24 protein-coding genes are annotated in these 22,674 nt (G+C 69.8%); 15 read left to right on the top strand and 9 right to left on the bottom strand.

Annotation, left to right across the window (positions count from 1 at the left end; genetic code table 11):
* Positions 1–211 precede the first annotated feature (211 nt).
* The 7 genes from ACFFCN_RS00585 (at position 212) to ACFFCN_RS00555 (ending at position 7,632) form a co-directional block, all read left to right on the top strand.
* On the top strand, positions 212–574 hold the full coding sequence (locus ACFFCN_RS00585) for a hypothetical protein (RefSeq protein ID WP_375488676.1): 363 nt from the start codon (positions 212–214) through the stop codon (positions 572–574).
* A complete protein-coding gene (locus tag ACFFCN_RS00580; protein WP_375488674.1) occupies positions 568–1,209 on the top strand; it encodes a type II secretion system protein J in 642 nt (213 codons plus the stop codon). Before ACFFCN_RS00585 ends, ACFFCN_RS00580 begins: the two co-directional genes overlap by 7 nt.
* Complete coding sequence (locus ACFFCN_RS00575; protein ID WP_375488673.1) at positions 1,206–3,890, top strand: hypothetical protein; 2,685 nt, start codon at positions 1,206–1,208, stop codon at positions 3,888–3,890. Before ACFFCN_RS00580 ends, ACFFCN_RS00575 begins: the two co-directional genes overlap by 4 nt.
* On the top strand, positions 3,790–4,962 hold the full coding sequence (gene pilM / locus ACFFCN_RS00570) for a type IV pilus assembly protein PilM (protein ID WP_375488671.1): 1,173 nt from the start codon (positions 3,790–3,792) through the stop codon (positions 4,960–4,962). The genes ACFFCN_RS00575 and pilM overlap by 101 nt, the downstream gene beginning before the upstream one ends.
* Positions 4,959–5,888, top strand: a complete 930-nt coding sequence (locus ACFFCN_RS00565) for a PilN domain-containing protein (RefSeq protein WP_375488669.1) — start codon at positions 4,959–4,961, stop codon at positions 5,886–5,888. The genes pilM and ACFFCN_RS00565 overlap by 4 nt, the downstream gene beginning before the upstream one ends.
* Before the next feature lies 1 nt (position 5,889).
* Entirely contained in the window at positions 5,890–6,603 is a 714-nt protein-coding gene (locus tag ACFFCN_RS00560) for a hypothetical protein (protein ID WP_375488667.1), read from the top strand.
* A 225-nt stretch (positions 6,604–6,828) separates the two neighbouring features.
* Positions 6,829–7,632 carry a prepilin peptidase gene (locus ACFFCN_RS00555; RefSeq protein WP_375488665.1) on the top strand — a complete coding sequence of 268 codons (804 nt, stop codon included), beginning with the start codon at positions 6,829–6,831 and terminating at the stop codon, positions 7,630–7,632.
* 174 nt (positions 7,633–7,806) lie between these two features.
* Here the strand turns inward: ACFFCN_RS00555 and ACFFCN_RS00550 are convergent, their stop codons facing one another.
* The gene (locus tag ACFFCN_RS00550) at positions 7,807–8,400 is read right to left on the bottom strand and encodes a PH domain-containing protein (RefSeq protein WP_375488663.1); all 594 of its coding nucleotides are present in this window, start codon (positions 8,398–8,400) and stop codon (positions 7,807–7,809) included.
* 27 nt (positions 8,401–8,427) lie between these two features.
* On the bottom strand, positions 8,428–9,219 hold the full coding sequence (locus tag ACFFCN_RS00545; protein WP_375488661.1) for a biotin--[acetyl-CoA-carboxylase] ligase: 792 nt from the start codon (positions 9,217–9,219) through the stop codon (positions 8,428–8,430).
* Positions 9,220–9,309: 90 nt separating this feature from the next.
* Between ACFFCN_RS00545 and ACFFCN_RS00540 the strand changes: the two genes are divergently transcribed.
* Positions 9,310–10,902, top strand: a complete 1,593-nt coding sequence (locus ACFFCN_RS00540) for an acyl-CoA carboxylase subunit beta (protein WP_375488659.1) — start codon at positions 9,310–9,312, stop codon at positions 10,900–10,902.
* Entirely contained in the window at positions 10,899–11,117 is a 219-nt protein-coding gene (locus tag ACFFCN_RS00535) for an acyl-CoA carboxylase subunit epsilon (RefSeq protein ID WP_375488657.1), read from the top strand. The genes ACFFCN_RS00540 and ACFFCN_RS00535 overlap by 4 nt, the downstream gene beginning before the upstream one ends.
* Positions 11,118–11,285: 168 nt before the next feature.
* Here the strand turns inward: ACFFCN_RS00535 and ACFFCN_RS00530 are convergent, their stop codons facing one another.
* Together ACFFCN_RS00530 and ACFFCN_RS00525 are read right to left on the bottom strand one after the other, a co-directional pair.
* Positions 11,286–12,062, bottom strand: a complete 777-nt coding sequence (locus tag ACFFCN_RS00530) for an enoyl-CoA hydratase/isomerase family protein (protein ID WP_375488655.1) — start codon at positions 12,060–12,062, stop codon at positions 11,286–11,288.
* The gene (locus ACFFCN_RS00525) at positions 11,996–13,354 is read right to left on the bottom strand and encodes a glycosyltransferase 87 family protein (RefSeq protein ID WP_375488653.1); all 1,359 of its coding nucleotides are present in this window, start codon (positions 13,352–13,354) and stop codon (positions 11,996–11,998) included. Before ACFFCN_RS00525 ends, ACFFCN_RS00530 begins: the two co-directional genes overlap by 67 nt.
* A gap of 101 nt (positions 13,355–13,455) precedes the next feature.
* Between ACFFCN_RS00525 and ACFFCN_RS00520 the strand changes: the two genes are divergently transcribed.
* Entirely contained in the window at positions 13,456–14,661 is a 1,206-nt protein-coding gene (locus ACFFCN_RS00520) for a molybdopterin-dependent oxidoreductase (RefSeq protein WP_375488651.1), read from the top strand.
* A 31-nt stretch (positions 14,662–14,692) separates the two neighbouring features.
* Entirely contained in the window at positions 14,693–15,175 is a 483-nt protein-coding gene (locus ACFFCN_RS00515; RefSeq protein ID WP_375488649.1) for a hypothetical protein, read from the top strand.
* On the opposite strand, the gene ACFFCN_RS00510 is transcribed toward ACFFCN_RS00515, so the two are convergent.
* The 3 genes from ACFFCN_RS00510 to ACFFCN_RS00500 are packed head-to-tail and all read right to left on the bottom strand — an operon-like array spanning position 15,067 to position 17,037.
* The gene (locus ACFFCN_RS00510; RefSeq protein ID WP_375488647.1) at positions 15,067–15,747 is read right to left on the bottom strand and encodes a methyltransferase domain-containing protein; all 681 of its coding nucleotides are present in this window, start codon (positions 15,745–15,747) and stop codon (positions 15,067–15,069) included. The two genes, ACFFCN_RS00515 and ACFFCN_RS00510, sit on opposite strands and share 109 nt — an antisense overlap.
* 13 nt (positions 15,748–15,760) lie before the next feature.
* Positions 15,761–16,399: a DUF2064 domain-containing protein gene (locus ACFFCN_RS00505; RefSeq protein ID WP_375488645.1), complete on the bottom strand. Its 639-nt coding sequence runs from the start codon at positions 16,397–16,399 to the stop codon at positions 15,761–15,763.
* Positions 16,396–17,037, bottom strand: coding sequence for a glycosyltransferase family 2 protein (locus ACFFCN_RS00500; RefSeq protein ID WP_375488765.1), 642 nt, complete (start codon positions 17,035–17,037; stop codon positions 16,396–16,398). The genes ACFFCN_RS00505 and ACFFCN_RS00500 overlap by 4 nt, the downstream gene beginning before the upstream one ends.
* Positions 17,038–17,145: 108 nt before the next feature.
* On the opposite strand from ACFFCN_RS00500, the gene ACFFCN_RS00495 reads away from it, so the two are divergent.
* Both ACFFCN_RS00495 and ACFFCN_RS00490 read left to right on the top strand, forming a co-directional pair.
* Positions 17,146–17,832 (top strand): response regulator transcription factor, encoded by a 687-nt coding sequence (locus tag ACFFCN_RS00495; protein WP_375488643.1) that lies wholly within the window; start codon positions 17,146–17,148, stop codon positions 17,830–17,832.
* On the top strand, positions 17,829–18,998 hold the full coding sequence (locus ACFFCN_RS00490; protein WP_375488641.1) for a sensor histidine kinase: 1,170 nt from the start codon (positions 17,829–17,831) through the stop codon (positions 18,996–18,998). Before ACFFCN_RS00495 ends, ACFFCN_RS00490 begins: the two co-directional genes overlap by 4 nt.
* Here the strand turns inward: ACFFCN_RS00490 and ACFFCN_RS00485 are convergent, their stop codons facing one another.
* Both ACFFCN_RS00485 and ACFFCN_RS00480 read right to left on the bottom strand, forming a co-directional pair.
* Positions 18,999–20,012 (bottom strand): NAD-dependent epimerase/dehydratase family protein, encoded by a 1,014-nt coding sequence (locus ACFFCN_RS00485; protein WP_375488639.1) that lies wholly within the window; start codon positions 20,010–20,012, stop codon positions 18,999–19,001.
* Positions 20,009–20,848 (bottom strand): S-methyl-5'-thioadenosine phosphorylase, encoded by an 840-nt coding sequence (locus ACFFCN_RS00480; protein WP_375488637.1) that lies wholly within the window; start codon positions 20,846–20,848, stop codon positions 20,009–20,011. Before ACFFCN_RS00480 ends, ACFFCN_RS00485 begins: the two co-directional genes overlap by 4 nt.
* Before the next feature lie 51 nt (positions 20,849–20,899).
* Between ACFFCN_RS00480 and ACFFCN_RS00475 the strand changes: the two genes are divergently transcribed.
* The gene (locus ACFFCN_RS00475) at positions 20,900–22,054 is read left to right on the top strand and encodes an acyl-CoA dehydrogenase family protein (protein ID WP_375488635.1); all 1,155 of its coding nucleotides are present in this window, start codon (positions 20,900–20,902) and stop codon (positions 22,052–22,054) included.
* Positions 22,051–22,668, top strand: coding sequence for a Maf family protein (locus ACFFCN_RS00470; RefSeq protein ID WP_375488633.1), 618 nt, complete (start codon positions 22,051–22,053; stop codon positions 22,666–22,668). Before ACFFCN_RS00475 ends, ACFFCN_RS00470 begins: the two co-directional genes overlap by 4 nt.
* Positions 22,669–22,674: the final 6 nt, after the last annotated feature.

The following is a 22,674-nucleotide window of genomic DNA, read 5'->3' as shown; positions in this document are numbered from 1 at the left end:
CGCTCCCACCCCCCGCCGGCGCCACCCTGCGGCGGCCCCCCGCGTAACCTCCCCCGGGGGGGGGGCGCTGGGCCCCCCCCCCCCACCGCTCGACTCTCAACTCCACATCCCTCCTAGCCCAAGATGGAGGTGACCCATGCCCCCCAGGGTCCGCCCCCCGCTCCATCGAGGCCCTGCGGACAGCACAACGACCGGCGACGCCGGCTTCACAGTGCTCGAGGCGCTGGTCTCCTTCACTCTTCTCGCCGTCGTCGGCGCCGCCAGCGTCACGGCGTCGGTCAATGTCACGAGCACCTCGAACAATTCCGGCAACCGGGTCGCCGCAGCGAACCTCGCCCAGCAGGATCAGCAGGCTGCGCAGGCCTTGCGCTACCCCACTTACCCTGCAGCCATAGCTGCAAGGTCCGTCGTGGTCGGCAGCACCACCTACACCGTGACGCGCACGGTCACCGGTTCATGCCCGCTGCCGCCGAACTACGACACGAACCCCTACATGACGGTGAAGAGCATCGTCACGTGGCCTCCGGCCAGCACGGCGCGCACGGTCACCATGGCTCAGGAACTGGCATGTTGAAGCGGGCGCGCCGACGCGACGACGCCGGCATGACGCTCGTCGAGGTCATCGTCGGGATGACTCTGCTATCCGTCGTGGGCGCGGTCGCGGTCAGCTTCTTCATCGGCACGGAGGCGCAGGCGAACCGCGTCACGGAGCAAAGCCTGGTGGGTGCCACCGCTCGGACGGCAGTCGCCCAGGTGACCAAGCTTCTGCAGGTCGCCGACACGCCCACGGCGAGTCCGGGCGACGCTACGAACCGCTTCGTGAACATGACGGCGACGGACGTGACTTTCTACGCGAACATCGCTGCGACCAACCGCAGCGGCACTGCGCTCCGCGGAGCTCCGACGAAGGTCGACATCCAGCTGACGAACGGGACCCTTTTTCAGTATCTGTACGCGCCACAGGGCAGCATCGCGCCCGCGACGTATCCGACGACCGCCACCTCGAAGACCGCGCTGGTCAGCGGCGTCACCAACTCGACCGTGTTCACGTACTGCTCGGACGCCACCGATCCGTCGTCGAGCTGCACCGTCACAACGAATGCAGCGTCCGTATCCCTGGTTCAGATCACCCTGACCGTGCAGGGCGCACGAGGGACGAACGCGCAGGTCGTGCAATCCGGCGTCGCCATCACCGGAGCCGTGTCGTGATCGCGTCGCGGCTGGGCCGGCGCGACGGCGACGAGAGCGGGTTCGCCCTGGTCTTTGTCCTGCTGGTAACCGCGATGGCCATGATCGGCCTGGCCACGACCTTCTCCGTGGCGGCGCCGAACATCATCGCGAGCAAGAAGAGTCAGGATGTCGCGGCCGCGCTCCTGGCCGCTCAGTCGGGCATCAACGACGCCGTCGCCTACTTGACCAACGTGCCGGCGTGTCGGTCGGAGACGCGCATCTGCCCACAGGCCCTCGGCGCCGATAGCGCAAGCCTCAACCGACCGTCGCTAGGCACCGCGCAGACGTTCCACTGGACGACTGCCACCTCGGTGACTGCCGATCAGGATGTCCGACTGACCTCGACCGGCACGGAAGACGGCGTCAATCGCACGCTGATCGCCGACCTGTCTCTCAATCCCAGCATCCTGCGCTACGGCTACTACACCGATTACGAGTCGCAGTCACCCACGTTCTTCGACAACTACTTCACCCAGCGCAACATAGATATCACCGACTCGAGCGTCTACGGCCAGACGAACTACAGCGGTTCGGTGCCGCAGGTCGCTTCCTGGAATGGCGCAAAGGCGGCCGTCACGTACCCCGATTCAGTGTGCGGACAGCATTACTACAGCGACTCAGCGACGCTAAAAGGACGCGCCTCGGTCGGCTCCACATGGCAAGAGACCGGAACCGTGAACGGGAGCGCGACAACGCACACGGGCCAGTGCGAACTCGTCTTCACGACCGGCATGGTGGCGAACGGGCCGACCTACACACGCGACGCGCTGTTAGTCAGTGACCTCGGCGGCAACGGACCATTGTTCAAGTCGCCGGTCGACACCCTGTGGGGTTACCCGGGGCACGACAGCCCGGCCCCATCGAACAACCTGTATTACCGGCAGAACGAGAAGGGCGCCACCGTGGACCCGTCGGGCCAATCGCCCGAGCTCGCTACCCAGGACATCACGCTGCCGACCACGATCGGCACCGACGGAGTCGAGACCAACAGCTGCGTCTACTACGGGCCGACCCGAGTCGTGCTCAACGGCGACGGCACGGCAACAGTGACCAGCCCGGCGACGAAGTCGAAAGCCTCCGGCGCGGACACGGGCTGCTACCCCAACGACGTCTCGAAAGGTGTCGCGGGCTGGACCTACAACTACACGACGACCGGTAGCGGCACCATCTATGCGAAGAACCTCAACACGCCGAGCAGCGGGACGTGGCCGCAGTCGACGCTGACCACCGCAACCTCGCCATCGGCCAGTAACGAAATTTTCTACCTGCCGGCGACCGGCGGCACCGCCGCCGATCCGTCCCCCTCTGCGCACAACCACTCGACGTCCGCGCTGTCCTCGGGTTGCTCGGGCTCCACGAAGTACGCGGCAACCGCCAACGCCAAGTGTGCGTGGACGGGCGTGACCACGGCCACCGATGCCACCTCGGCAACCGGTTGGACTGCGGATTCACGCGGTAGCCAGAAATGCTCGGCACTCACCAACTGGGCTGACCGAGCGACATTTGAATGCGATTACGGCAACCTGTCCAGCACAGCGACACCGTCAGCTTCGACGAACGGGTACGGCACACTCCGCTCAAAAATCCAGAGCGACATCGCGGCCAGCACGTGCCTGTCCGGTGACGCGAGTTCGCAGGCGACGTGCCTTGACACCCTCGTCACCAATGACCTGAGCAGCCAGACCACAACGACCAGTCGGTATGTCGCCACGGCCACCGCGGGAACGCCCGTCGTAACGAACACGACCGTCGGCGCCACGCCGACGTCTGCGGTGTCCGGCGACTCGTTGTTCTCCCCGCTGAGCGCGGCAAACGAGACCCAGACCGTCACGCCGGTGACAGTCACCGTGTATCACGAGACCAAGTCCCGTTCAACCTGGGGCAGCGACGTCGCCCAGTTCACGCTGACGAGCACCCAGACGAATTGGAACTTCACCCCGGCCAGCACAGCGAGCATGTTCCCGAACCCCAAGGACGTGACGCAGTATGCGATCGGCGCTACGTCGGCAGGCGCCGCGGCCGGCTCGTCCGGAACCTCACAGCCCGGTGACCTTTACGTTCAGGGTGTCAATCAGGGCACGCTGAGCCTGATCGCGCAGAACAACGTGGAGATCACCGGCGACGTCACAAAAGGGAGCGGTAACGACAGCTCGTCCTCCAATCCGGTGAGCATCACCGCCGGCAACGACGTCCGCAATTACCACCCCGTGTACTGCGCCGACCAGGCCACAGCAGACATCACGCAGACGACGGCTGGTTTCTGCCCGAACGATCTAACCGGGCTGACGTCAAATGGCGTCGTCTCAGGCAACGGGACCTTCTACTCATGGGCACCGCAGGCGCAGTACACGAACATGATCGCCAGCGGGAACCGAACAATCGATGCGGCCGTATTCACCCTCACCGGCTCGCTGCGGACCGACAACTACGACCGCGGCACGCTTGTCGGCAATCTGACCGTCAACGGCGGCATCTACCAATCACATCGCGGCGCCAACGGGGTGCAGAACAGCAGTGGCGGCAATGTCGCCCGGACCGGCACCGTCCTCCAGTACAACTATGTCGATCTTCAACGCGGGAACCTGCAATACGTGCCGAGCGCCCGGTACAGCACTAACCCGCGCGTCTGGAACATCGTCAGCATCTCGGCGGGCTCGTGATGACCACGCCGCGCCGCTCCCCATATGCAAGGAGTTTCTGATGGCCAACCCCGTTTCGATCGGACTCGACATCGGCTCGGTCTCGGTCCGTGCCGCCGAGGTGCGGCGCGGCAAGGGCCGGCCGATGATCGACCTCTTCGGTGACGTCGCGCTGCCCGACGGCGCCATGTCCGGCGGCGTCATCAAGGACGAGCGCGCGGTCACCGATGCCGTCCGAACGCTTTGGTCGAACGAGAAGTTCAGCTCCAAGAAGGTCCGTCTCGGCATCTCGCACCGTCAGGTCGTGGTCCGCGAGGTCGAGATCGCCAATCTGCCACCAAAAGAGATGAAGCAGGCACTGCCGCACCAGGTGCGCGACTCCGTGCCGATGCCGATCGAGCAAGCGATCTTCTCGTTCCGTCCGCTCGAAGACGCACCGAAGAAGGAAACCGTGCGCGGGCTGCTCATCGCGGCGCCCAAAGAGCCGGTACTCGCGACGGTCCAGGCGGTCGAGCGAGCAGGGCTTCATGTGGAGCACGTCGACCTCGCAGCCTTCGCGGTGCTGCGCGCAGTCGCCTCCGCGACCACCGGCGCCGAGGCGATCGTCGACATCGGCGCGAGCACCACTGTGTTGGTCATCCACCGTGGCGGCGTGCCGGAGATCGTGCGCACGATTCCCCGCGGCGGCGAAGAGATCACCCGCATGCTCAGCGCGCGGCTCGGCCTGTCCACTGCTGAGGCAGACTCCCTCAAGCGGTCACTCGGCGAAGCGCCGCCGCAGCTGCGCAGCGACGCTGTCGATGCTGTCCGCGACGCGCTGCGCCCGCTGATCAGCGAGCTCCGTAGCTCGGTGACGTTCTATCTCAACAACGGACACCAGCGGTCCCTGAACCACGTCACGGTCGTCGGGCGAGCTTCCTTGCTACCAGGGCTCGCCGACGAACTGCACGCGAGCACCAACGTGCCGGTGCGCGCCGGCGACCCGCTGCGCTTCGTGCGCTCCGCGCAGCACCGGGACAGCCGCGACGAGCTGATGGAATTCCGGGCCGCAGCGGCGGTCTCGGTCGGCCTTAATCTGGGAGCAGCGTCATGACTACCGTCATCGAGCCGCCCGTCGGGCCGCCACTGGTGTCGGGCGCACACGTGTCCGAACCGCTGTCGACGATCACCGCAGACCTGATGCCGGACGAGATTCTCGTCGGACGGCGGGTTGCCTTCCTCAAGCGGAGACTGGCCGTCGTCATGGTCGGGCTCGTCGCGCTCGTCGTGCTCGGCGACGCGCTGGCGCGCGAGCAGACGAGTAGCGCGCGTAGTGACCTCTCAGCCGCAAACGACCGGACTGCGTCGTTGACCCGTCAGTCAGAAGGCTTCAGCACCCTGCTCACTACCAAGGCCGACACGCAGAGCATCCGGACCCAGCTGGCGGGTGCGATGGTCGACGACGTTTCGTGGACGGCGCTGTTGAACAAGCTGGCGCGCCCCGCGCCGGCCGGCCTACAACTCACCGCTGTTGCAGCGCAGCTTCCCGGCCCCAATGCCGCTGACGGTGCGGGCGACGCCACGAACACTGCGCCGATCACGTCCGCGCAGCCGATCATCGGCACGATGACACTATCCGGCGTGGCGCGCAGCTGGGCCTCGGTCGCGACCTACGTCAGCGGACTCTCGGCGATCAACGGCATCACCGCCGTCAACCCGTCCACCGTATCGGCCGTCGCGGGGACGCCCGGCGTGTCAGCGCACAGCATGATCTTCACGATTACGTTGTCCCTGACGAAAGCCGTACTGAGCAATCGGTACGCGGCGGCGCCGAGCGCGAGTCAAGGGGCTACCGCCGCCCCTGACGCAAGAACGACGACCCCCGCTGCCGCAGTGAACGCCGTGCCAGCTCCGAGCACAGCGCGTCCCCGACCCGCAACGCACTCGCCCGTGGTCAAGCCACACGCCGAGGGCCACTCGACGCGGCACGTCAGCAAAAAGCGCTCGCGCGTCTCGCGCGGTTCCCAGGAAGCGAATTGACATGACCCGTACCCGCACCGAACGATTCTGGCTCGGCGGTGGCGTCGCCGTCGCCCTGCTCATGGCCGTCGTCGGCTACTTTTTCCTGATAAGCCCGCAGCGCGCCGAGACGGCGGACGTGCAGGGTCAGGTGGCGAACGCCCAGTTGCAGGCAACGACACTGCAATCGCGCATCGTGAGTCTCACGGCGGAGCAGAAGAAGCTACCGACCTACCGGGCGGCCCTGGCCCAGGCCCAGGCGGGCCTGCCGTCGCTCGACGATCAGTCGGCCAACCCGAGCCTGCTGCGTTCCCTGCAGGCAATCGCCCGCGCGACCTCCACCAGCGTTTCCACGCTGACCGTTGCCGCGCCCTCGGCCAGCGCAGCACCCGCTGCGCCCACCGGCAGCGCCAGCGGGGGAAGCGCGTCACCGAGTGCGTCGCCCAGCAGTACGGCCGCTAGCGGGGCGGTCGTCGCGTCCAGCAGTCTCTACTCCGTGGCGATCACGGCCGCGGTCAGCGGCACGACCAGCAACCTGACGGCATTTCTCACTCGACTGCAGCTGCACCAGCCCCGCGCACTGCTGGTCAGCGGCGTCACCATCGGCACCGCGGGCACCCAGCCCGGCGCTCATAGCGACCAGACGATGACGCTCACCATGACTGCATTCGTCCGACCGTCGTCAGCTGCGGCGCCCGCAGCGGCGACGCCGTCTGCAAGCCCGGGCACTCCGTAGGAGACCGAGTGCTCGCTCGACGCCGCACCCTTCGGGTGCGTCGGCCGGATCAGCGGGCACGGCCGGCAGGCCGTGTCCGCTCGATCCGGCACAACGTCCGCCTTGTCTGGGGAGGCACCTGGCGGACAGCAGAAAGCGGGGCCGCGGCCAGGCAACGACCGGGGCGGTCAGGGCCTGGCTGCGGTCCCGCAGCTGCACCAACGATGACGTGAGGAGGTACGGACCATGAGCTTCGTCGTCGTGCTCGCGATCGCCGCGGGTGTCCTCGGCCTCGCGGTCGGGTCGTTCCTCAACGTCGTCATCCACCGCGTGCCGCGCGGCGAGTCGGTGGTGTCTCCGCCGTCGCACTGCCCGCGGTGCCACTCGCGCATCAGGTCGCGGCACAACGTTCCGGTGTTCGGCTGGCTCGTCCTGCGCGGACGCTGCTTCGACTGCGAGCTGCCGATCAGCGCTCGGTACCCCCTGGTAGAAGCTGCGACCGGCGCGCTGTTCGTCGCGGTGACCCTGTGCTTCGGTGTGACCGCGACCCTGCCGGCCTACCTCTACCTCGCCACCGTCGTGGTGACCGTGGCGATGATCGACGTCGACCTGCGCCGGGTGCCGAGCGCCGTCGTACGGCCGTCCCTGATCGTGGCTGCCGTGCTGCTCGCGACGCCTGCCGTCGTGGACGGCGACTGGTGGCGCATTGCGCGTGGACTAGTCGGGGGTGCCGCGCTGGTCGCGGTTGTGTTCGGCATCGGAGCGGTCACCCAGCGGCTCGACGCGAGCGCAGGCGCGCTTGTCGCCATGCTCGGGCTCTACCTGGGCTGGCTCTCGTGGACCGCCCTGCTGCTCGGCGTGCTTGCCACGGCCGCCCTGAGCGGCGCAGACGCGGCTGCAGGCGCGTCGTCGGAAGCCGACCCCGGAGGTCCCGTCGCAGTCGCGGTGGCCTGTCGCACCCGCGTGCCGCTCGCGGCGTGCCTGTGCGCCGCGACGATCGTCGTCGTCCTGAGCACTGCGTCCGCATCCGGATTGCCGGCACTTCGATGAGGACGGCAAAACGTCTTAGTGCGTCGGTGGCGATCACCGCCGACGCCGCCTCGCAATGCGATGTGTGCCTCGCGCACACGTCGCATTGAGCACGTGTCCTCGGACGCGTGAGCTGGTGCCGGCGGGATCCGGCTGGGGGGCTCGCACCCGCCGGCACCAGCACCCTTGTGCGGTTCAGCCGTGCTCGCGGAACCCGCGCGTCGGGTAGTCCTGCCGATACTCGTCCCACTCGTCGCCGCGCTGCGGCGCCACGCCGTAGGCTGGGCGCGAACGGCGCTCGCCGTCCTGCTCGATCAGCCTGTTGATCAGCTGCTGCTGGTCGTCCGAGCGCGGCACGTCGGTCAGCGTCTCCTGCCCGTGCTCGCCGGCCGACTCGATGGTCAGCGTGCCGGCGCCCACGATGCGGTCCCACAGCGACTGCACGAACCCGACGTCGTTGATGCGCTGCAGCGAGATGTCGCGGCCGACCCGGCGCAGCACGCCGCGGCGGATCAGGACGCGGTGCGTGGTGAAGATGTAATGCGTCGTACGCCAGCGGATGGCCGGCCCGAGCGTGAGCCAGCAGACCAGCAGCACGGCCGCCACGACGATGGCGATGACCGCGGCCTCGCGAGCAGTGCCGCTGTCCGGCGCCTTCGCGATGCCGAAGCCGGCCGCGGCGCAGATCACGAGGAACCACAGCGTCGCCGGCACGAGCGTGATCCAGTGCGGGTGCAGCCGCTCGACCACCTGCTCGTCCTCGGCGAGGATCTTCTCCGGATACGCCACGACGACCTCCCCTCGACGGGTGTGAGGCTATCCGGGCGCCGGCCGGACGTGTGTGACGTCGCCGGCACCGATTCGCTGCTCGCCGTGCGCGGTCGCCAGCACGAGCCGGCCCGTGTCGTCGACGTCGCGCGCGGTGCCCAGGAGCGGCGCGCTGCCCTCGACGTCGACGCGGACGTCGCTGCCGAGTGTCACGCACCGGGCACGATAGGCCGCCGCGATGCCGCTCGCTTCGGCGTCACCGGCCGCTGCCGCCCACGCGGTGAGCCGGTCGTCGAGCCGGTCGAGGATCGCCGCGAGCAGCTCGGTGCGATCGACCTCGGACGCCCCCTCGAGCGCCAGCGAACCGGCCGTCGGAACGGGCAGCTCCGCGCGCTGGGTGTCGACGTTCAGGCCGACCCCGACGACGGCGTCCGGCCCGGTCGTCTGGGCGAGGACACCGGCCAATTTGGCGCCGGACGCCGCAGCGAGCAGGTCGTTCGGCCACTTCAGCGCGGTCGCGACGCCGGTGCGGTCCTGGACGGCCTCGGCCAGCGCCAGCCCGGACAGCAACGGCAGCCAACCCCACTGCGCGAGCCCGACGTCCGGGCGCACCCGCACCGAGAACAGCAGGCCGGCGCGCGGCGGCGACGACCAGCCGCGGTCCAGCCGCCCGCGGCCCTCGCTCTGGTGTTCGGCGACCAGCACGCGCAACGCGTCCGGGCCGGACCCGGCGAGCAGGTCGGCGTTGGTGGATCCGGTCTGCTCGACGACCTCCAGCCGCATCCAGCGGGCGGGCAGCCGGGCGCGCAGCACGGCGACGTCGAGCGGGGCGCGCGGCATGCGGTCACCGTAACCGCGGCCGTCCGGGCGTCCGCGAGATCGGTCACCTGCGGCGGGCCGGTCCGCACGGCGCCACTAGGCTCCGATGCCATGGCAGCAGACGCGGTTGGGCCAGACATCGACCCGCACACCACGGCCGGCAAGCTGGTCGAGCTCGAGCGGCGTTACGACGAGGCAGTGCACGCGGGTTCCGAGCGGGCCGTCGAGAAGCAGCACGCCAAGGGCAAGATGACCGCCCGCGAACGCATCCTCGCGCTGCTCGACGAGGGCTCGTTCATGGAGTTCGACGAGTTCGCCCGGCACCGGTCGACGTCGTTCGGGATGGAGAAGAACCGGCCGTTCGGGGACGGCGTGATCACCGGCTGCGGCACCGTCGACGGTCGGCCCATCGCCGTCTTCAGCCAGGACGTCACCGTCTTCGGCGGTGCGCTCGGCCAGGTGTACGGCGAGAAGATCGTCAAAGTGCTGGACTTCGCGATGAAGACCGGTTGCCCCGTGGTCGGCATCAACGAGGGCGGCGGCGCACGGCTGCAGGAGGGCGTCGTCTCGCTCGGCCTGTACGGCGAGATCTTCCACCGCACGGTGAAGGCGTCCGGCGTCATCCCGCAGATCTCGCTGATCATGGGCGCTGCGGCGGGTGGGCACGTCTACTCCCCCGCGCTGACCGACTTCGTCGTCATGGTCGACAAGACGTCACAGATGTTCATCACCGGACCCGATGTCGTCAAGACGGTCACCGGTGAGGACGTCACCCTCGAGGAGCTCGGCGGCGCCCGCACGCACAACACCAAGAGCGGCAACGCGCATTACCTCGGCTCGGACGAGGACGACGCGATCAATTACGTCAAATCGCTGCTGAGCTATCTGCCGTCGAACAACCTCGACCCGGTGCCGGTGTACGAGTCGGACGTCAGCGACGTGCCCGACGAGTCGGACGCGTTCCTCGACACGTTCATCCCGGACTCGGCCAACATGCCGTACGACATGCACGAGGTGATCTCGCACCTGCTAGACGACGGCGACTTCCTCGAGGTGCAGGAGCTGTTCGCGCCGAACATCCTCGTCGGGTTCGGCCGTATCGAGGGGTATCCGATCGGCGTCGTCGCGAACCAGCCGACGCACCTCGCGGGCTGCCTGGACATCGACGCCTCGGAGAAGGCGGCACGCTTCGTGCGTACGTGCGACGCGTTCAACATCCCGGTGCTGACGCTCGTCGACGTGCCCGGCTTCCTGCCCGGTGTCGACCAGGAGCACACCGGCATCATCCGCCGCGGCGCGAAGCTGATCTACGCGTACTGCGAGGCGACGGTCCCGAAGGTCACGGTGATCACCCGCAAGGCATTTGGCGGTGCGTACGACGTGATGGGCTCGAAACACCTGGGCGCGGACATCAACGTCGCGTGGCCGACGGCGCAGATCGCGGTGATGGGTGCGCAGGGCGCGGCGAACATCCTCTACCGCAAGCGATTGGCCAAGGCCGACGATCCCGAGGAACTGCGCGCGAAGCTCGTGCAGGAGTACGAGGACGAGCTGTTCAACCCCTACGTCGCCGCCGACCGCGGATACATCGACACGGTGCTGCCGCCGTCGCAGACGCGTGCGTTCGTCGTGCGTTCGCTTCGGATGCTGCGCAACAAGCGCGAGTCGCTGCCGCCGAAGAAGCACGGGAACATCCCGTTATGAGCGACAACGAGCAGGCGCGGCCGGCGCTGCTGCGGGTGGTCGGCGGCTCGCCGACCCCGGAAGAGCTCGCGGTCCTGACGGCGCTGGTGTCCGCGGCCGGGGGTGGTGACGAGTCCGCGCCGCGGGTCCGTCGCGGCGGCTGGGACGACCCGTCGGCCCTGCACCGGCGGCAGCTGACGCCCGGCCCGAACGCCTGGCGCTCCGCCCTGCGCTGAACGTCACCCGCAGCGATTCGCGGTGCGGCGTTCGACGCCGCTGTCGGTCACCACCCAAGGCGGTGTCGAGCAGACGCCAACAATCCGTCGCCGCGGCGACAAATAATTGGCGTCTGTCGGGTCAGCCCGATGTGGGTGGCGTGCCGGCGCCCGAGCCTGCAGCGACGCTCAGTGGCCGGTGTAGGTGGCCTTGCCGGGGCCGTCGCGCAGGAACGACGCGACGGCATTGCGCAGGTCGTCGGTGCCGAACAGCGCACCGCTGAGCTGCGGTGTCACCGCGTCGGCCGCGCGGGTGCCGGCCGCAACCTGGGTCGCGACGATCGCCTTGGTGGCCGCGTGCGCGCGCGTCGGCCCGTTGGCGAGCCGCAGCGCGAACTCCCGCGCCGCCTCGGCGAAGCCGTCGTCGGGTAGCACCCGATTGACGACGTTCCATCGCTCCAGCGTCGCGGCGTCGTACAGCTCGCCGGTGTAGACGAGCTCGCGGGCGCGGGCGGGGCCCGCGCGTTCGGCCAGCCGCTGCGGACCACCCATCGACGGCGTCAGGCCGACGACGATCTCGACCAACCCGAACTTCGCGGACTCCGCGGCCAGCAGCAGGTCGCACGCCAGCGACACCTCGAACGCGGCGGTCAGGCACAGCGCGTGCGCCGCGAAGACCGTCGGGACGGGCAGCGACTCCAGCTGGTGGATCAGCTCGAACAGCGAGCGCCACAGCGCGGCGCCCGACTCGGGCGTCAACGGCTCGAACAGGTGCACGTCGACGCCCCCGGACACCGCCCGTCCGTTCGCGCGGATCAGCAGCCCACGGGCGTCCGGCGAGGCGGCCACCGACGCGACCGCAGCGCGCAGGCCCTCGATCAGGTCCTCGTCGAACAGGTTCAGCGGCGGGGCGTCGAGAGTGATGACCGCGAGGGGTCCGTCGTGGGCGAGATCGACCGAAGGCATGACCGCAGGCTATCCAGATGCCGCACCGCTGCGATGGCGATCGTGATGATCGTCGCCCACAGATAGATCGCGACGCTGTGGTGTGTATGGACGAGGTAGCACAGCCCCGGGGCCAGCACGATCGGCAACCACTCCACCGCGCCGGACAGCGCGACGAGCGCCAGCAGGATCCCCGCGTACCACCCGAAGGTCGGGGTGAACACGACGAGCGCGAGTCCCACCACGACCACCGCCGACCGCTCGACGTGCTCCGTGGGCCCGCGCAACCAGGCCCACAGCGCGGCCACGGCGACGATGCACACCGCGACGATCGTGTTCGCCGGGTGCGGCACCACCTGCCGCAGCAGCAGCAGGCGCTGCCCGCTGTTGTACTGCTCCTCCTGCAGGTAGCCGGGCAGGTAGCCGATGACGGCCGAGCCGGCTGCGATGAGGTGCGGCACGTAGACGAGCACGACGAGCCCGGCGGCGGACACCGCGGCGAGCCACGAACGGCGCATCAGCGACGGCAGCACGAGCACCGGATAGAGCTTGACCGCGATCGCCGCGCCGACGAGCGCGCCCGCACGCCACGGCCCGCGAGCGATCAGAGCGAGCACCACGAACAGCGCCGCCAGCCAGTCGATGTGCGCGTTGTTGGCGAATTCGATCACCACGACCGGACTCCACGACCACAGCGCAGCTGCCCACGCCGGACGCCGGCGCAACAGCAGCCAGCCGAGCGCGAGCGAGCCGAGCGCCCCGGCCAGCTGCAAAGGCAGATGGTTCCCGTGGCCGCCGAAGGACGCGAGCCGTAGGACGTCGAAGGCTCCCTGCGCCACCGGCGGGTAGATCGTGTGCACGGTCGGCCGGTTGATCGACGTGCAACCGCCGGGGAAGCGGTGGACGCAGTGCGCAAGATCGCCGGGACCGCCGAACAACGACGGCGTGCGCAACCTGGCCAGTGCCGGCGACGCCGCCGTGTGGGTGTACGGGTCGATGCCGGCGAGCTGCACCTTGGCGTCCCACATGTAGCGGTAGTCGTCGTCGGAGGTCGTCGGCGGGTGGGTCAGCGCGATCGCGCTGAACACCGTTGCGGCGCCGAGCACGACCACGCCCGCGGTGCGTCGCGTCGGCCGCAGCCGGGCGAGCAGCAGGACGGCCAGCACCCACAGCGGCGCGGTGGCCTCGATCAGCCACTGCGCGTGGTGGACGTGGCTCAGCGAGTCGTAGCGCAGCAGCCAGGCGAACAGCACCGCCTGCGCGGCCAACACGATGCCGAGCGCCGTCGCGGTCACCCTCCGCGCAGCCGCCACCACCCGAGCCTGCCAAATCCGGTGGAACCGCGACGCACCGACTCGTCGAATGTCTTGATGTCGTAAGCATCGGCTCGAGGTGGACGGGTGACAATCAACAAGTGGCCACACGACTGACGCTCGGCGCACGCCCGAAGCTGTGGCCGCATTTCACCAGCACCCTGCGCTCGACAGCGGTGACCGCGCGGGTGGGCCGGGTGCTGGGCATCTGCTTCGGCATCTGCTTCGTCACCGGCATGCTCAGCCACTACCAGTACCAGCCGTGGTCGTGGCTGCCCGAGCCGTCGGCACCGAAGTACCTCTACCGCATCACCCAGGGCACGCACGTGCTGACCGGCACGTTGTGCATCCCGCTGATCCTGGTCAAGTTGTGGTCGGTCTATCCCAACCTGTTCCAGTGGCCACCGGTCAAGTCGACGAAGAACGGGCTGGAGCGGCTGTCGATCGCGATCCTCGTGTCGTCCGCGCTCGTGCAGCTGACGACGGGGTTCCTCAACGTCCTCAACTGGTACCCCTGGCCGTGGAGCTTCGTGCCGGTGCACCGTTTCCTCGGCTACGTCGTCATCGGCTCGATCCTGCTGCACATCGCGATCAAACTGCCGGACATCAAGTACGGCCTCGGTACCAAGCTCAAGCAGGGCGATGTGCTGAACGAGCTCGGCTGGGAGGAGAACCCGAACGCGTACAGCAACAACGACAACACGCATCAGGAAGCCCCACCCACCGAAGGCATCTCGCGCCGCGGCGTGTTCATCGCGGCCGGCACCGGCGTCGGCATCGTGGCGGTGACCGCTGCCGGGCAGACCGTCACCCCGCTCGAACCGATCGGCCTGCTCGCGGTCCGGCAGTTCCCGAAGGGCCCGCTGCACGTGCCGGTCAACCGCACGGCACACCAGGCACGCATCACCATGGCGGGATCCTCCTATCGACTGTCGATCAAGGGTCCGAAGCCGTTCGCGCTGTCGATCGCCGAACTCGAGGCGATGGCGACGCACGAGGAGAGCTACCCGATCACCTGCGTCGAGGGGTGGAGCGTCGGCGCGCACTGGCGCGGCGTACGCCTGGTCGACCTGCTCGAGCGCGCGGGCGGCGACGCCGGCTCACGAGTGAGGGTGACGTCGATGGAGCGCCGCGGCTCCTACAACCACTCGTTCGTCGACGGCCCGCAGGTGGCGGCGGCGTTGCTCGCGACGCACCTGAACGGCGAACGCATCACGATCGACCACGGTTACCCGATCCGGCTCATCTGCCCCGACCGTGCCGGTGTGCTGAACACCAAATGGCTCGAGTCGGTGGAGATCCTGTGATGAACGCTCGCGCGGTGTGCCGGCGGCGAACATGAGGACGCGCGTACTGATCGCCGTTCCCGGCGTACTGCTGGGGTTGTTCGGCATCTTCCGGCTGCTGACCCAGATCGACGGCGCGGACCTGCTCGTGCTGTTCATGTGGCTGGTCGGCGCGTTGATCATCCATGACGGCATCCTGTCGCCCGTCGTCGCGACCTTCGGCGCCGGCATCTCGCGGGTCGTACCACCGCGGGCGCGGCGCTTCCTGCAGGGCGGTCTGATCGCCGCGGCACTGATCACCGTGGTCGCACTGCCGCTCATCTACCGGCAGGGCACGCAGCCACGCGTCAAAGCGATCCTGCAGCAGAACTTCAAGGCCAATCTCGGCATCCTGTTGCTGATCGTGCTGGTCGGGTCGGTGCTGCTCTACGTCGCGAGCGTGCTGCGTCGCGGCGCTCCCGCGTCCGCAAGCGCGCTGCCCGACAGTGCGCAGAACTCCCGACCGGACGCGGACCACGACTCGACGACCGAGTAGCCGCCGGCCGCGGCGTACCGGGCCAGCGCGCGCCGGCCGACGAGCGCCCAGTCGAACAGCGGGCCGACCGGCCGACCGTGCTCGGTGAAGCGCACCGCCAGCACGTCGTCGGCATCGTCGTCGGCAGCGACCTCGACCAGCACCCGGCCGTCCGCCGCGAGCAGCGCGCGCACGCGGCGTAATAGACGCGCAGGATCCCCGCCGATGCCGATATTGCCGTCGATCAGCAGTGCGGTGGGCCAACGTCCCTCGCCGGGCAGGTCGTCGAAGACATTGCGGCGCAGGGCGAGCATCCCGCGCTCGCGATTGAGCGCCACCGCCGTCTCGGCGATGTCGACGCCGAGCGCCGGCACGCCGCGCTCGCTGAGCGAGGTCACCAGCCGACCAGGGCCACACCCCATGTCGATCACCGGCGCCACGCATCGACTCAGCACGGTCTCGTCGGCGGCGTCGGCGACGGCGAGCCAGCGCCGCACGTCCAGCGTCACGACCCGGCCGTCGTCGGTGCACAACCCGAGCGGCCCGCCACCGCCGAGCGCGCGTTCGAACGGTGCGAGTGCACCCGCTTCCATCAGCCGCTCCCGTTCACGCCGCGCGTCGCATCCCGGTGAGGACGGCCGCGAACCGCGTGTCGGGCGCCGCGGCGGCGACGGCATCCGCGTCCGCGACGGTGTCGACGTCGGTGAGCACGCCGAGCAACTGCACGTCCAGCCCGGCCGACTGCATGCGGCGCAGCTGCTCGGCACCGGTGTCCGACGTCGACATCGGCACGCCGGAGATCACCGACCGGGCGACCGACGGATCCCGGAAGCCGATCGTCCAGAATCCGCCGTCGGTCGCCATGCCTAGGCAGGCGTCGTACCGCACCGGGTCGAAGGCATCGAGGTGGACCGGCCGCAGCTGCGGGGTATCCATGCCGACGAGCACGGCCGGGACGCCGGCATGTGCCGCGTCGAAAGCCGCGCCTAACCGCTCGTCGAGCCCACCCTCGGGCTGATCGACGTGCGTCCAGCCGTGCGGTAGCCACCCGCTGACGTCGCCGTCGAACGCCAGCACGTGTTTCCTCGCGCGGACCGCGTCAGCAGCCGCGAGCGTGTCGTGCAGCGCCGCACCGGCGAGCGTTGCCGCCTGGTGGTGGGTCAGCGGCGGGACGAGCCGGGTCTTCACCCGTCCCGGCACCGGTTCCTTCGCGATGACGAGCACCGTGCCGAACGCGGTGGTCACGAGGCCAGCACCGCGCTCATGTCGCGCACCGCCTGCACCGTCCCGCGCAGCGTGCCGGTGACCTTCGAGCGGCCGGCGCGGGGCAGGTAGGCGACGTCCAGCTCCTGCACCGCCCAGCCGGCCTGCACCGCACGTAGCACCGTCTCGACCGGGTAGCCGCTGCGCCGGTCGGCGATGGGCAGCGCCAGCAGCGGGGCGCGGCGGGCGGCGCGCACCGGGCCGATGTCGCGCAGTGACAGCCCGGTCCGGGCGCGGACACGCCGCGCGAGCTCGCGGTTCGCGAAGCGCGAGCTCAGCGACCAGGCGCCCCGCTCGGCCGGTACCCGACGACCGACCACCAGGTCGGCGCCGGCCTCCAGCGCGGCCACGAACTGCGTCGCGACCGCCGGGTCCAGGGAGGCGTCGCAGTCGCAGAACATCACGAATTCGGCCGTAGCGGCCTCGAGCCCGGCATGGCAGGCGGCGCCGTAGCCGCGGCGGCCGCACTCGACCACGAGCGCCCCGCGATCGCGGGCCAGCTGAGCGGAACCGTCGCGTGAGCCGTTGTCGACGACGATCGCCCGCGCCTGCGGCGGTATGCGATCGAGCACCCAGGGCAGCGCGGCGGCCTCGTCGAGGCATGGCAGCACGATGTCCACGACTGCCACATACCCAGAGTAGGCAATGCGTGTCGCGAGACTCTTACAGTGCCGTGACGAGCGGACGCCGGGCCCAACACCTGACCACGCCCTCCATACGATGATCCGATGGCGTACGTGTTGGTCGTCGACGACGACGACACGGTCGCCGCCGTCGTGCTCAACTACCTCGAGCGGGCCGGCCACAGCACCCGGCACGTCAGCGACGGCCCGTCCGCGATCGAGTCCGTGCGCGACAAGCTGCCCGACCTGATGGTGCTCGACCTCATGCTGCCGGGGATCGACGGGCTCGAGGTGTGCCGGCGGGTGCGGGCCCAACACCGGGATCTGCCCGTCGTCATGCTGACCGCACTGGCCGAACCCGACGACCGCATCGCCGGGCTCGAGATCGGCGCGGACGACTACGTCAGCAAGCCGTTCTCGCCGCGCGAACTCGTCCTACGCGTCGATTCCGTGCTGCGCCGCGTCACCGCGCCGGCGCGCTCGCAGACCGCGCAGCTGCTCACCGCGGGCGACATCGCGGTGGATACCGCGGCCCGGCGCGCCACCCGAGAAGGTGCCGAACTCGCACTCACCGTGCGCGAACTGGACCTGTTGACGTTCCTGCTGGCGCATCCGGGGCAGGCTTTCGGCCGGGAGCAGCTGATGCACGAGGTGTGGGGCTGGACGTTCGGTGACCAGTCGACGGTCACCGTGCACGTGCGCCGGCTGCGCGAGAAGATCGAGAAGGACCCGAGGCACCCGGCGTTGATCCAAACGGTATGGGGCATCGGTTACCGCTTGGAGCTGCCGTGAACCTCACGATCGGTAACTTCGGTGCGGCGCTGCTCTGGTGCGTGATCGGCGGCGTCGCAGCGTGGCTTGCGCTCACGCCGGTGCGCCGCCGGTCGACGACCGGCCTGCTCGTCACCCTCGTGCTCACCGGTGCCGCTGCGTCGGCGTGTGCCCTGTGGGGCGCGATCCACGCGATGCTTGTGCCGTGGTGGAGCTGGCAGACGGTGATCGCGGTGACCGCGTTCAGCGCGCTGGTCACGGGCAGCGCGGCGTTCGCCGTCGGCCGCCGGCTCGCCCGCGACAACGCGGCACTGCGCACGGCCGTCGCCGACGTCGGTGCCGGCCGGCTGCCCGAGACGGACGGTCCGCGGCTGAGCGCCGAGGTCGAGCAGGTGCGCAGCGAACTGAGCGCGACGGCCGCCGCGCTGGCCGCGACGCGCGAGCGCGAACGCGGCCTGGAGTCCGCGCGCCGCGAGCTCGTGTCGTGGGTGAGTCATGACCTGCGCACGCCGCTCGCCGGGCTGCGCGCGATGGCCGAGGCCCTCGAGGACGGCATGGCTGACGACCCCGAGGTGTACTACAAGCAGATCGCCGCGTCCGTCGAGCGGTTGAACCAGATGGTCGAGGACCTGTTCGACCTCTCGCGTATCCAGGCCGGCGCGACATCGCGCGACATGGAGAGCATCGCCCTCGGCGACCTGGTGTCGGACTGCGTCGCGGCGCTCGAACCGCTGGCCACCGCGCAGGGCGTGCGGCTCGTCGGTCGCGTGCACGAGGACGTCGACGGGACGACCGAGGTGAACGGCAACGGCCCGGAGCTCAACCGCGCGCTCACGAACCTGGTGGCCAACGCCATCCGGCATACCCGGGCTGCCGGCAACGTGGACGTGCGCGTGAGCGTCACCGGCGAGTTCCGGACGCATGCCGAGGTCGAGGTCCGCGACGAATGCGGCGGCATCCCGGATCGTCATCTGCACCGCGTCTTCGACGTCGGCTATCGCGGTGAGCCCGCGCGTACGCCGGACGCTGCCGGCCGTAACGGCGCCGGCCGAGGTGGTGCCGGCCTCGGGCTGGCGATCACCCGCGGCATCGTCGAGGCGCACGACGGCACGGTCGAGGTCCGCAATACCGACGACGGCTGCAGCTTCCGGGTGCGTCTCCCGGTCTCGACTCAGTCGAAGCGCTGATCAGCCGGCGAGTTCGCGCATCCCGTCGGCGAAGTCGACCGCCGGACGCCAGCCCAACTCCTGCCGGGCGCGCGACGAGTCCGCCGTGACGTGCCGGACGTCGCCGAGCCGGTACGCGCCGGTGATCGATGGCGCTGGGCCGCCGACGGCGTCGGCGAGCGCGGCGGCCATCTCCCCCACCGTGCGTGGTATGCCCGAGCCGACGTTGTACGCCCGCACGCCGTCGTCGTGCGCAAGTGCGGCGACGGTTGCCGCAGCCACGTCGCGCACGTGCACGAAGTCGCGTCGCATGCCGCCGTCCTCGTTGACCTGTGGCGCCGCACCGCCGCGCAGCGCGGACAGGAAGATCGCCGCGACACCGGCGTAGGGCGTGTCCATCGGCAGGCCCGGGCCGTAGACGTTGTGGTAGCGCAGCGCGGCCACCGACGATCCGGTGACCCGCGCCCACGACGACGCGAAGTGCTCCTGCGCGAGCTTCGCGGCCGCGTAGGCGTTGCGCGGATCGAGCGGCGCGTCTTCGGGCACCAGGGCCGGCTCGAGCGGGCGCCCGCAGATCGGGCAGGGCGGCTCGAACCGCCCCGCGCGCAGGTCCGCCTCGGCGCGCGCACCCGGTCGGACGTCGCCGTGCTCGCGACATCGGCCGAGACCCTCGCCGTAGACGACCATCGAGCTGGCGAGCACCAGCCGCCGCACGCCCGCGTCGGCCATCGCGGCGAGCAGCACCGCGGTGCCGTGCACGTTCGAGTCGGCGTAGTCCGGTGCGTCGGCGATGTCCACACCCAGGCCGACCTTCGCCGCGAGGTGGATGACGGCGTCCGCACCGGCCAGGGCCGCGTCGACGGACGTGCGGTCACGCACGTCGCCGACGACCAGCCCGTCGAAGGCCGGCGGGGCGCCGCGGTGCACATCGGCACGCAGCGAATCGAGCACGACGCTCTCGTGGCCGCCCGCGGCGAGTGCCGCCCGCACGTGCGTGCCGACGAACCCGGCGCCGCCGGTGAGCAGCACCTTCACGGCAGGACGTGCGACGACGGGTAGCCGGAGGTGTCGGCGCAACTGCAGTCGTCCTGTCTCTCGGGCAGCTGCTCCAGCGTCGCGATCAGCAGGTCGCGCAGCCGCGGCAGGTTGGCGGCGAACTGCTCGAGCACCTCCGCGTGCGTGACGCCTTCGCCGGCCTCGACGCCCGCGTCGAGATCGGTGACGACCGCAAGCGTCGTGTAGCACAGCGCGAGCTCGCGGGCGAGCGTCGCCTCGGGCATCGCCGTCATACCGATGATCGACCAGCCGTGCGACTGGAACTCGAGCGACTCGGCACGCGAGGAGAACCGCGGGCCGTTCACCACGACCAGCGCGCCGCCGTCGTGCACCGCGCCGCCGTCGTGCACCGCGCCGCCGTCGTGCACCGCGCCGCTGTCGGCGAGCGCGGCGGCACGCCCGCGCGGGCAGTAGGGATCGGCGAAGGTCGCATGTCCGACGCCGTCCCCCGCGCCGAAGAACGTGTGCTCGCGCCCGGACGTGCGGTCGACGAGCTGGTCCGGCACGACGAGCGTGCCCGTGGGCAACTGCGTGGTCAGCGACCCGACCGCCGACAGGGAGACGACCTGCCGCACGCCCTGCGCGCGCAGCGCCCAGAGGTTGGCGCGGTACGGCACGACGTGCGGCGCGAAACGGTGTCCGCGTCCGTGCCGCGGCACGAACACCACGTCGCGCCCGGCCAGCGAGCCGTGTGTCAACGCGTCGCTGGGCGCGCCGTACGGCGTGTCCACGGTGCGTTCGTCCGGGTCGTCGAGCAGGGAGTAGAAACCGGAACCGCCGATGACGCCGATGGGTTCGCTCACTGCCTCGGGCACACGGCAACACTAGGACGTCGGCAGGTAGTAGGACGTCCTAAGATCAAGGTCATGGACCGCAAGCACTACGACGAGGACCACCGCGCGTTCGGCGAGGCGTTCCGTGCCTTCGCCGACAAGGAGCTGGTGCCGAATTACCTCGAATGGGAACGCGCAGGGATCGCGCCCCGCGAGATCTTCGCCGCGGCGGGGCGCAGCGGGTTCCTGGGCATGGCCGTGCCCGAGGAGCACGGCGGCGGCGGCGTCGAGGACTTCCGCTTCAACCAGATGCTGAACGAGCAGATCGCCCTGGCCGGCGTCACCGGCGCAGGCCTCGGCATCTCGCTGCACAACGACACCTGCTTGCCGTACTTCCTGTCCTTCGCCGACGACGAGCAGCGCAAGCGCTGGCTGCCGGGCATCGCGTCCGGTGAATTGATCACCGCCGTTGCGATGACCGAGCCGGGCGCAGGTTCCGACCTCGCCGGCATCCGTACGAACGCGAAGCGCGACGGCGACAGTTACGTCGTCAACGGCTCGAAGACGTTCATCACCAACGGCATCAACGCCGACCTCGTCATCACGGCGGTGCAGACCGGCGGCAGCAGCGACGACCGCCGCAGCGGCGTCTCCCTGTTGATCCTCGAACGCGGGATGCCCGGCTTCGAGCGCGGCCGCAACCTGGACAAGCTCGGCCTGCACTCGCAGGACACCGCCGAGCTGTCGTTCACCGACGTCCGCGTCCCCGTCGACAACCTGCTCGGCGAGGAGGGCAGCGGCTTCGCGCAGCTGACGCAGAAGCTGCCGCAGGAGCGCACGTCGATCGCGGTCAACGGCGTGGCCGAGGCGACGGCGGCATTCCAGGAGACGCTGCAGTACGTGCAGGATCGCAAGGCGTTCGGCAAGTCGATCGCGTCGTTCCAGAACTCGAAGTTCGTGCTCGCCGACGTGGCCACCGAGATCGACGTCGCGCAGGCCTTCCTGGATCGATGCGTCGACCGGCTCAACGCCGGCGAACTCTCCGCCGCGGACGCCGCCAAGGCGAAGTACTACAGCACGGAGCTGCAGGGCCGGGTGATCGACAAGTGCCTGCAGCTGCACGGCGGGTACGGCTACATGACCGAATACCCCATCTCGCGCCGGTACGCCGACGCACGCGTCACCCGCATCTACGGCGGCACCAGCGAGATCATGAAGTCAGTGATCTCGAAGTCCTACGGCCTGTGACGGCGTCCCGCGGGCTGGTGACGTTCGTCCTGGCGTCGCAGTCGCCTGCTCGCCTCGCGACGTTGCGCCGGGCCGGCGTCGAGCCCGAGGTGATCGTGAGCGGCGTCGACGAGGACGCCGTCGACGCACCCACGACCGCCGAGCTGGTGACCCGGCTCGCCGTCGTGAAGGCGCAGGCGGTCGCCGATCGGTGCCCGGACGCCCTGGTGCTCGGCTGCGACTCGCTGCTCGACCTGGACGGCGTCGCGCTCGGCAAGCCAGGCACGCCCGACGCCGCGCGCGACCGCTGGCGGCAGATGCGCGGGCGGACCGCGGCGCTGCACACCGGGCACCACCTGATCGACACCGCGACCGGCCGCTCGGTGACGCGTGCCGTCGCCACCCGGCTGCGCTTCGCCGAGGTCACCGACGACGAGATCGACGCCTACTGTGCGACCGGCGAGCCGTCGGCCGTGGCCGGCGCATTCACCATCGACGGGCTGGGCGGTTGGTTCGTCGAGCGCATCGACGGCGACCCGCACAACGTCGTCGGGCTGTCGCTGCCGACGGTGCGCGCCATGCTGCACGAGCTCGGCCACTCGCTCGCCTCGATCGGCTACCCGGCGTCCGACTGACGAACC

It is taken from the genome of uncultured Jatrophihabitans sp., assembly GCF_964246335.1.
Lineage (GTDB): Bacteria > Actinomycetota > Actinomycetes > Mycobacteriales > Jatrophihabitantaceae > Jatrophihabitans.
Note: the sequence above shows the minus strand (reverse complement) of the source record. Positions and strands in the feature narration are given on the sequence as shown.

Coding starts and splice junctions, on each gene's coding strand:
- ACFFCN_RS00580 (WP_375488674.1), top strand. CDS start 568: ATGTTGAAGCGGGCGCGCCGACGCGACGACGCCGGCATGACGCTCGTC.
- pilM (WP_375488671.1), top strand. CDS start 3,790: ATGTCGATCTTCAACGCGGGAACCTGCAATACGTGCCGAGCGCCCGGT.
- ACFFCN_RS00565 (WP_375488669.1), top strand. CDS start 4,959: ATGACTACCGTCATCGAGCCGCCCGTCGGGCCGCCACTGGTGTCGGGC.
- ACFFCN_RS00560 (WP_375488667.1), top strand. CDS start 5,890: ATGACCCGTACCCGCACCGAACGATTCTGGCTCGGCGGTGGCGTCGCC.
- ACFFCN_RS00555 (WP_375488665.1), top strand. CDS start 6,829: ATGAGCTTCGTCGTCGTGCTCGCGATCGCCGCGGGTGTCCTCGGCCTC.
- ACFFCN_RS00545 (WP_375488661.1), bottom strand. CDS start 9,219: ATGCCGCGCGCCCCGCTCGACGTCGCCGTGCTGCGCGCCCGGCTGCCC.
- ACFFCN_RS00540 (WP_375488659.1), top strand. CDS start 9,310: ATGGCAGCAGACGCGGTTGGGCCAGACATCGACCCGCACACCACGGCC.
- ACFFCN_RS00535 (WP_375488657.1), top strand. CDS start 10,899: ATGAGCGACAACGAGCAGGCGCGGCCGGCGCTGCTGCGGGTGGTCGGC.
- ACFFCN_RS00530 (WP_375488655.1), bottom strand. CDS start 12,062: ATGCCTTCGGTCGATCTCGCCCACGACGGACCCCTCGCGGTCATCACT.
- ACFFCN_RS00515 (WP_375488649.1), top strand. CDS start 14,693: ATGAGGACGCGCGTACTGATCGCCGTTCCCGGCGTACTGCTGGGGTTG.
- ACFFCN_RS00510 (WP_375488647.1), bottom strand. CDS start 15,747: ATGGAAGCGGGTGCACTCGCACCGTTCGAACGCGCGCTCGGCGGTGGC.
- ACFFCN_RS00495 (WP_375488643.1), top strand. CDS start 17,146: ATGGCGTACGTGTTGGTCGTCGACGACGACGACACGGTCGCCGCCGTC.
- ACFFCN_RS00475 (WP_375488635.1), top strand. CDS start 20,900: ATGGACCGCAAGCACTACGACGAGGACCACCGCGCGTTCGGCGAGGCG.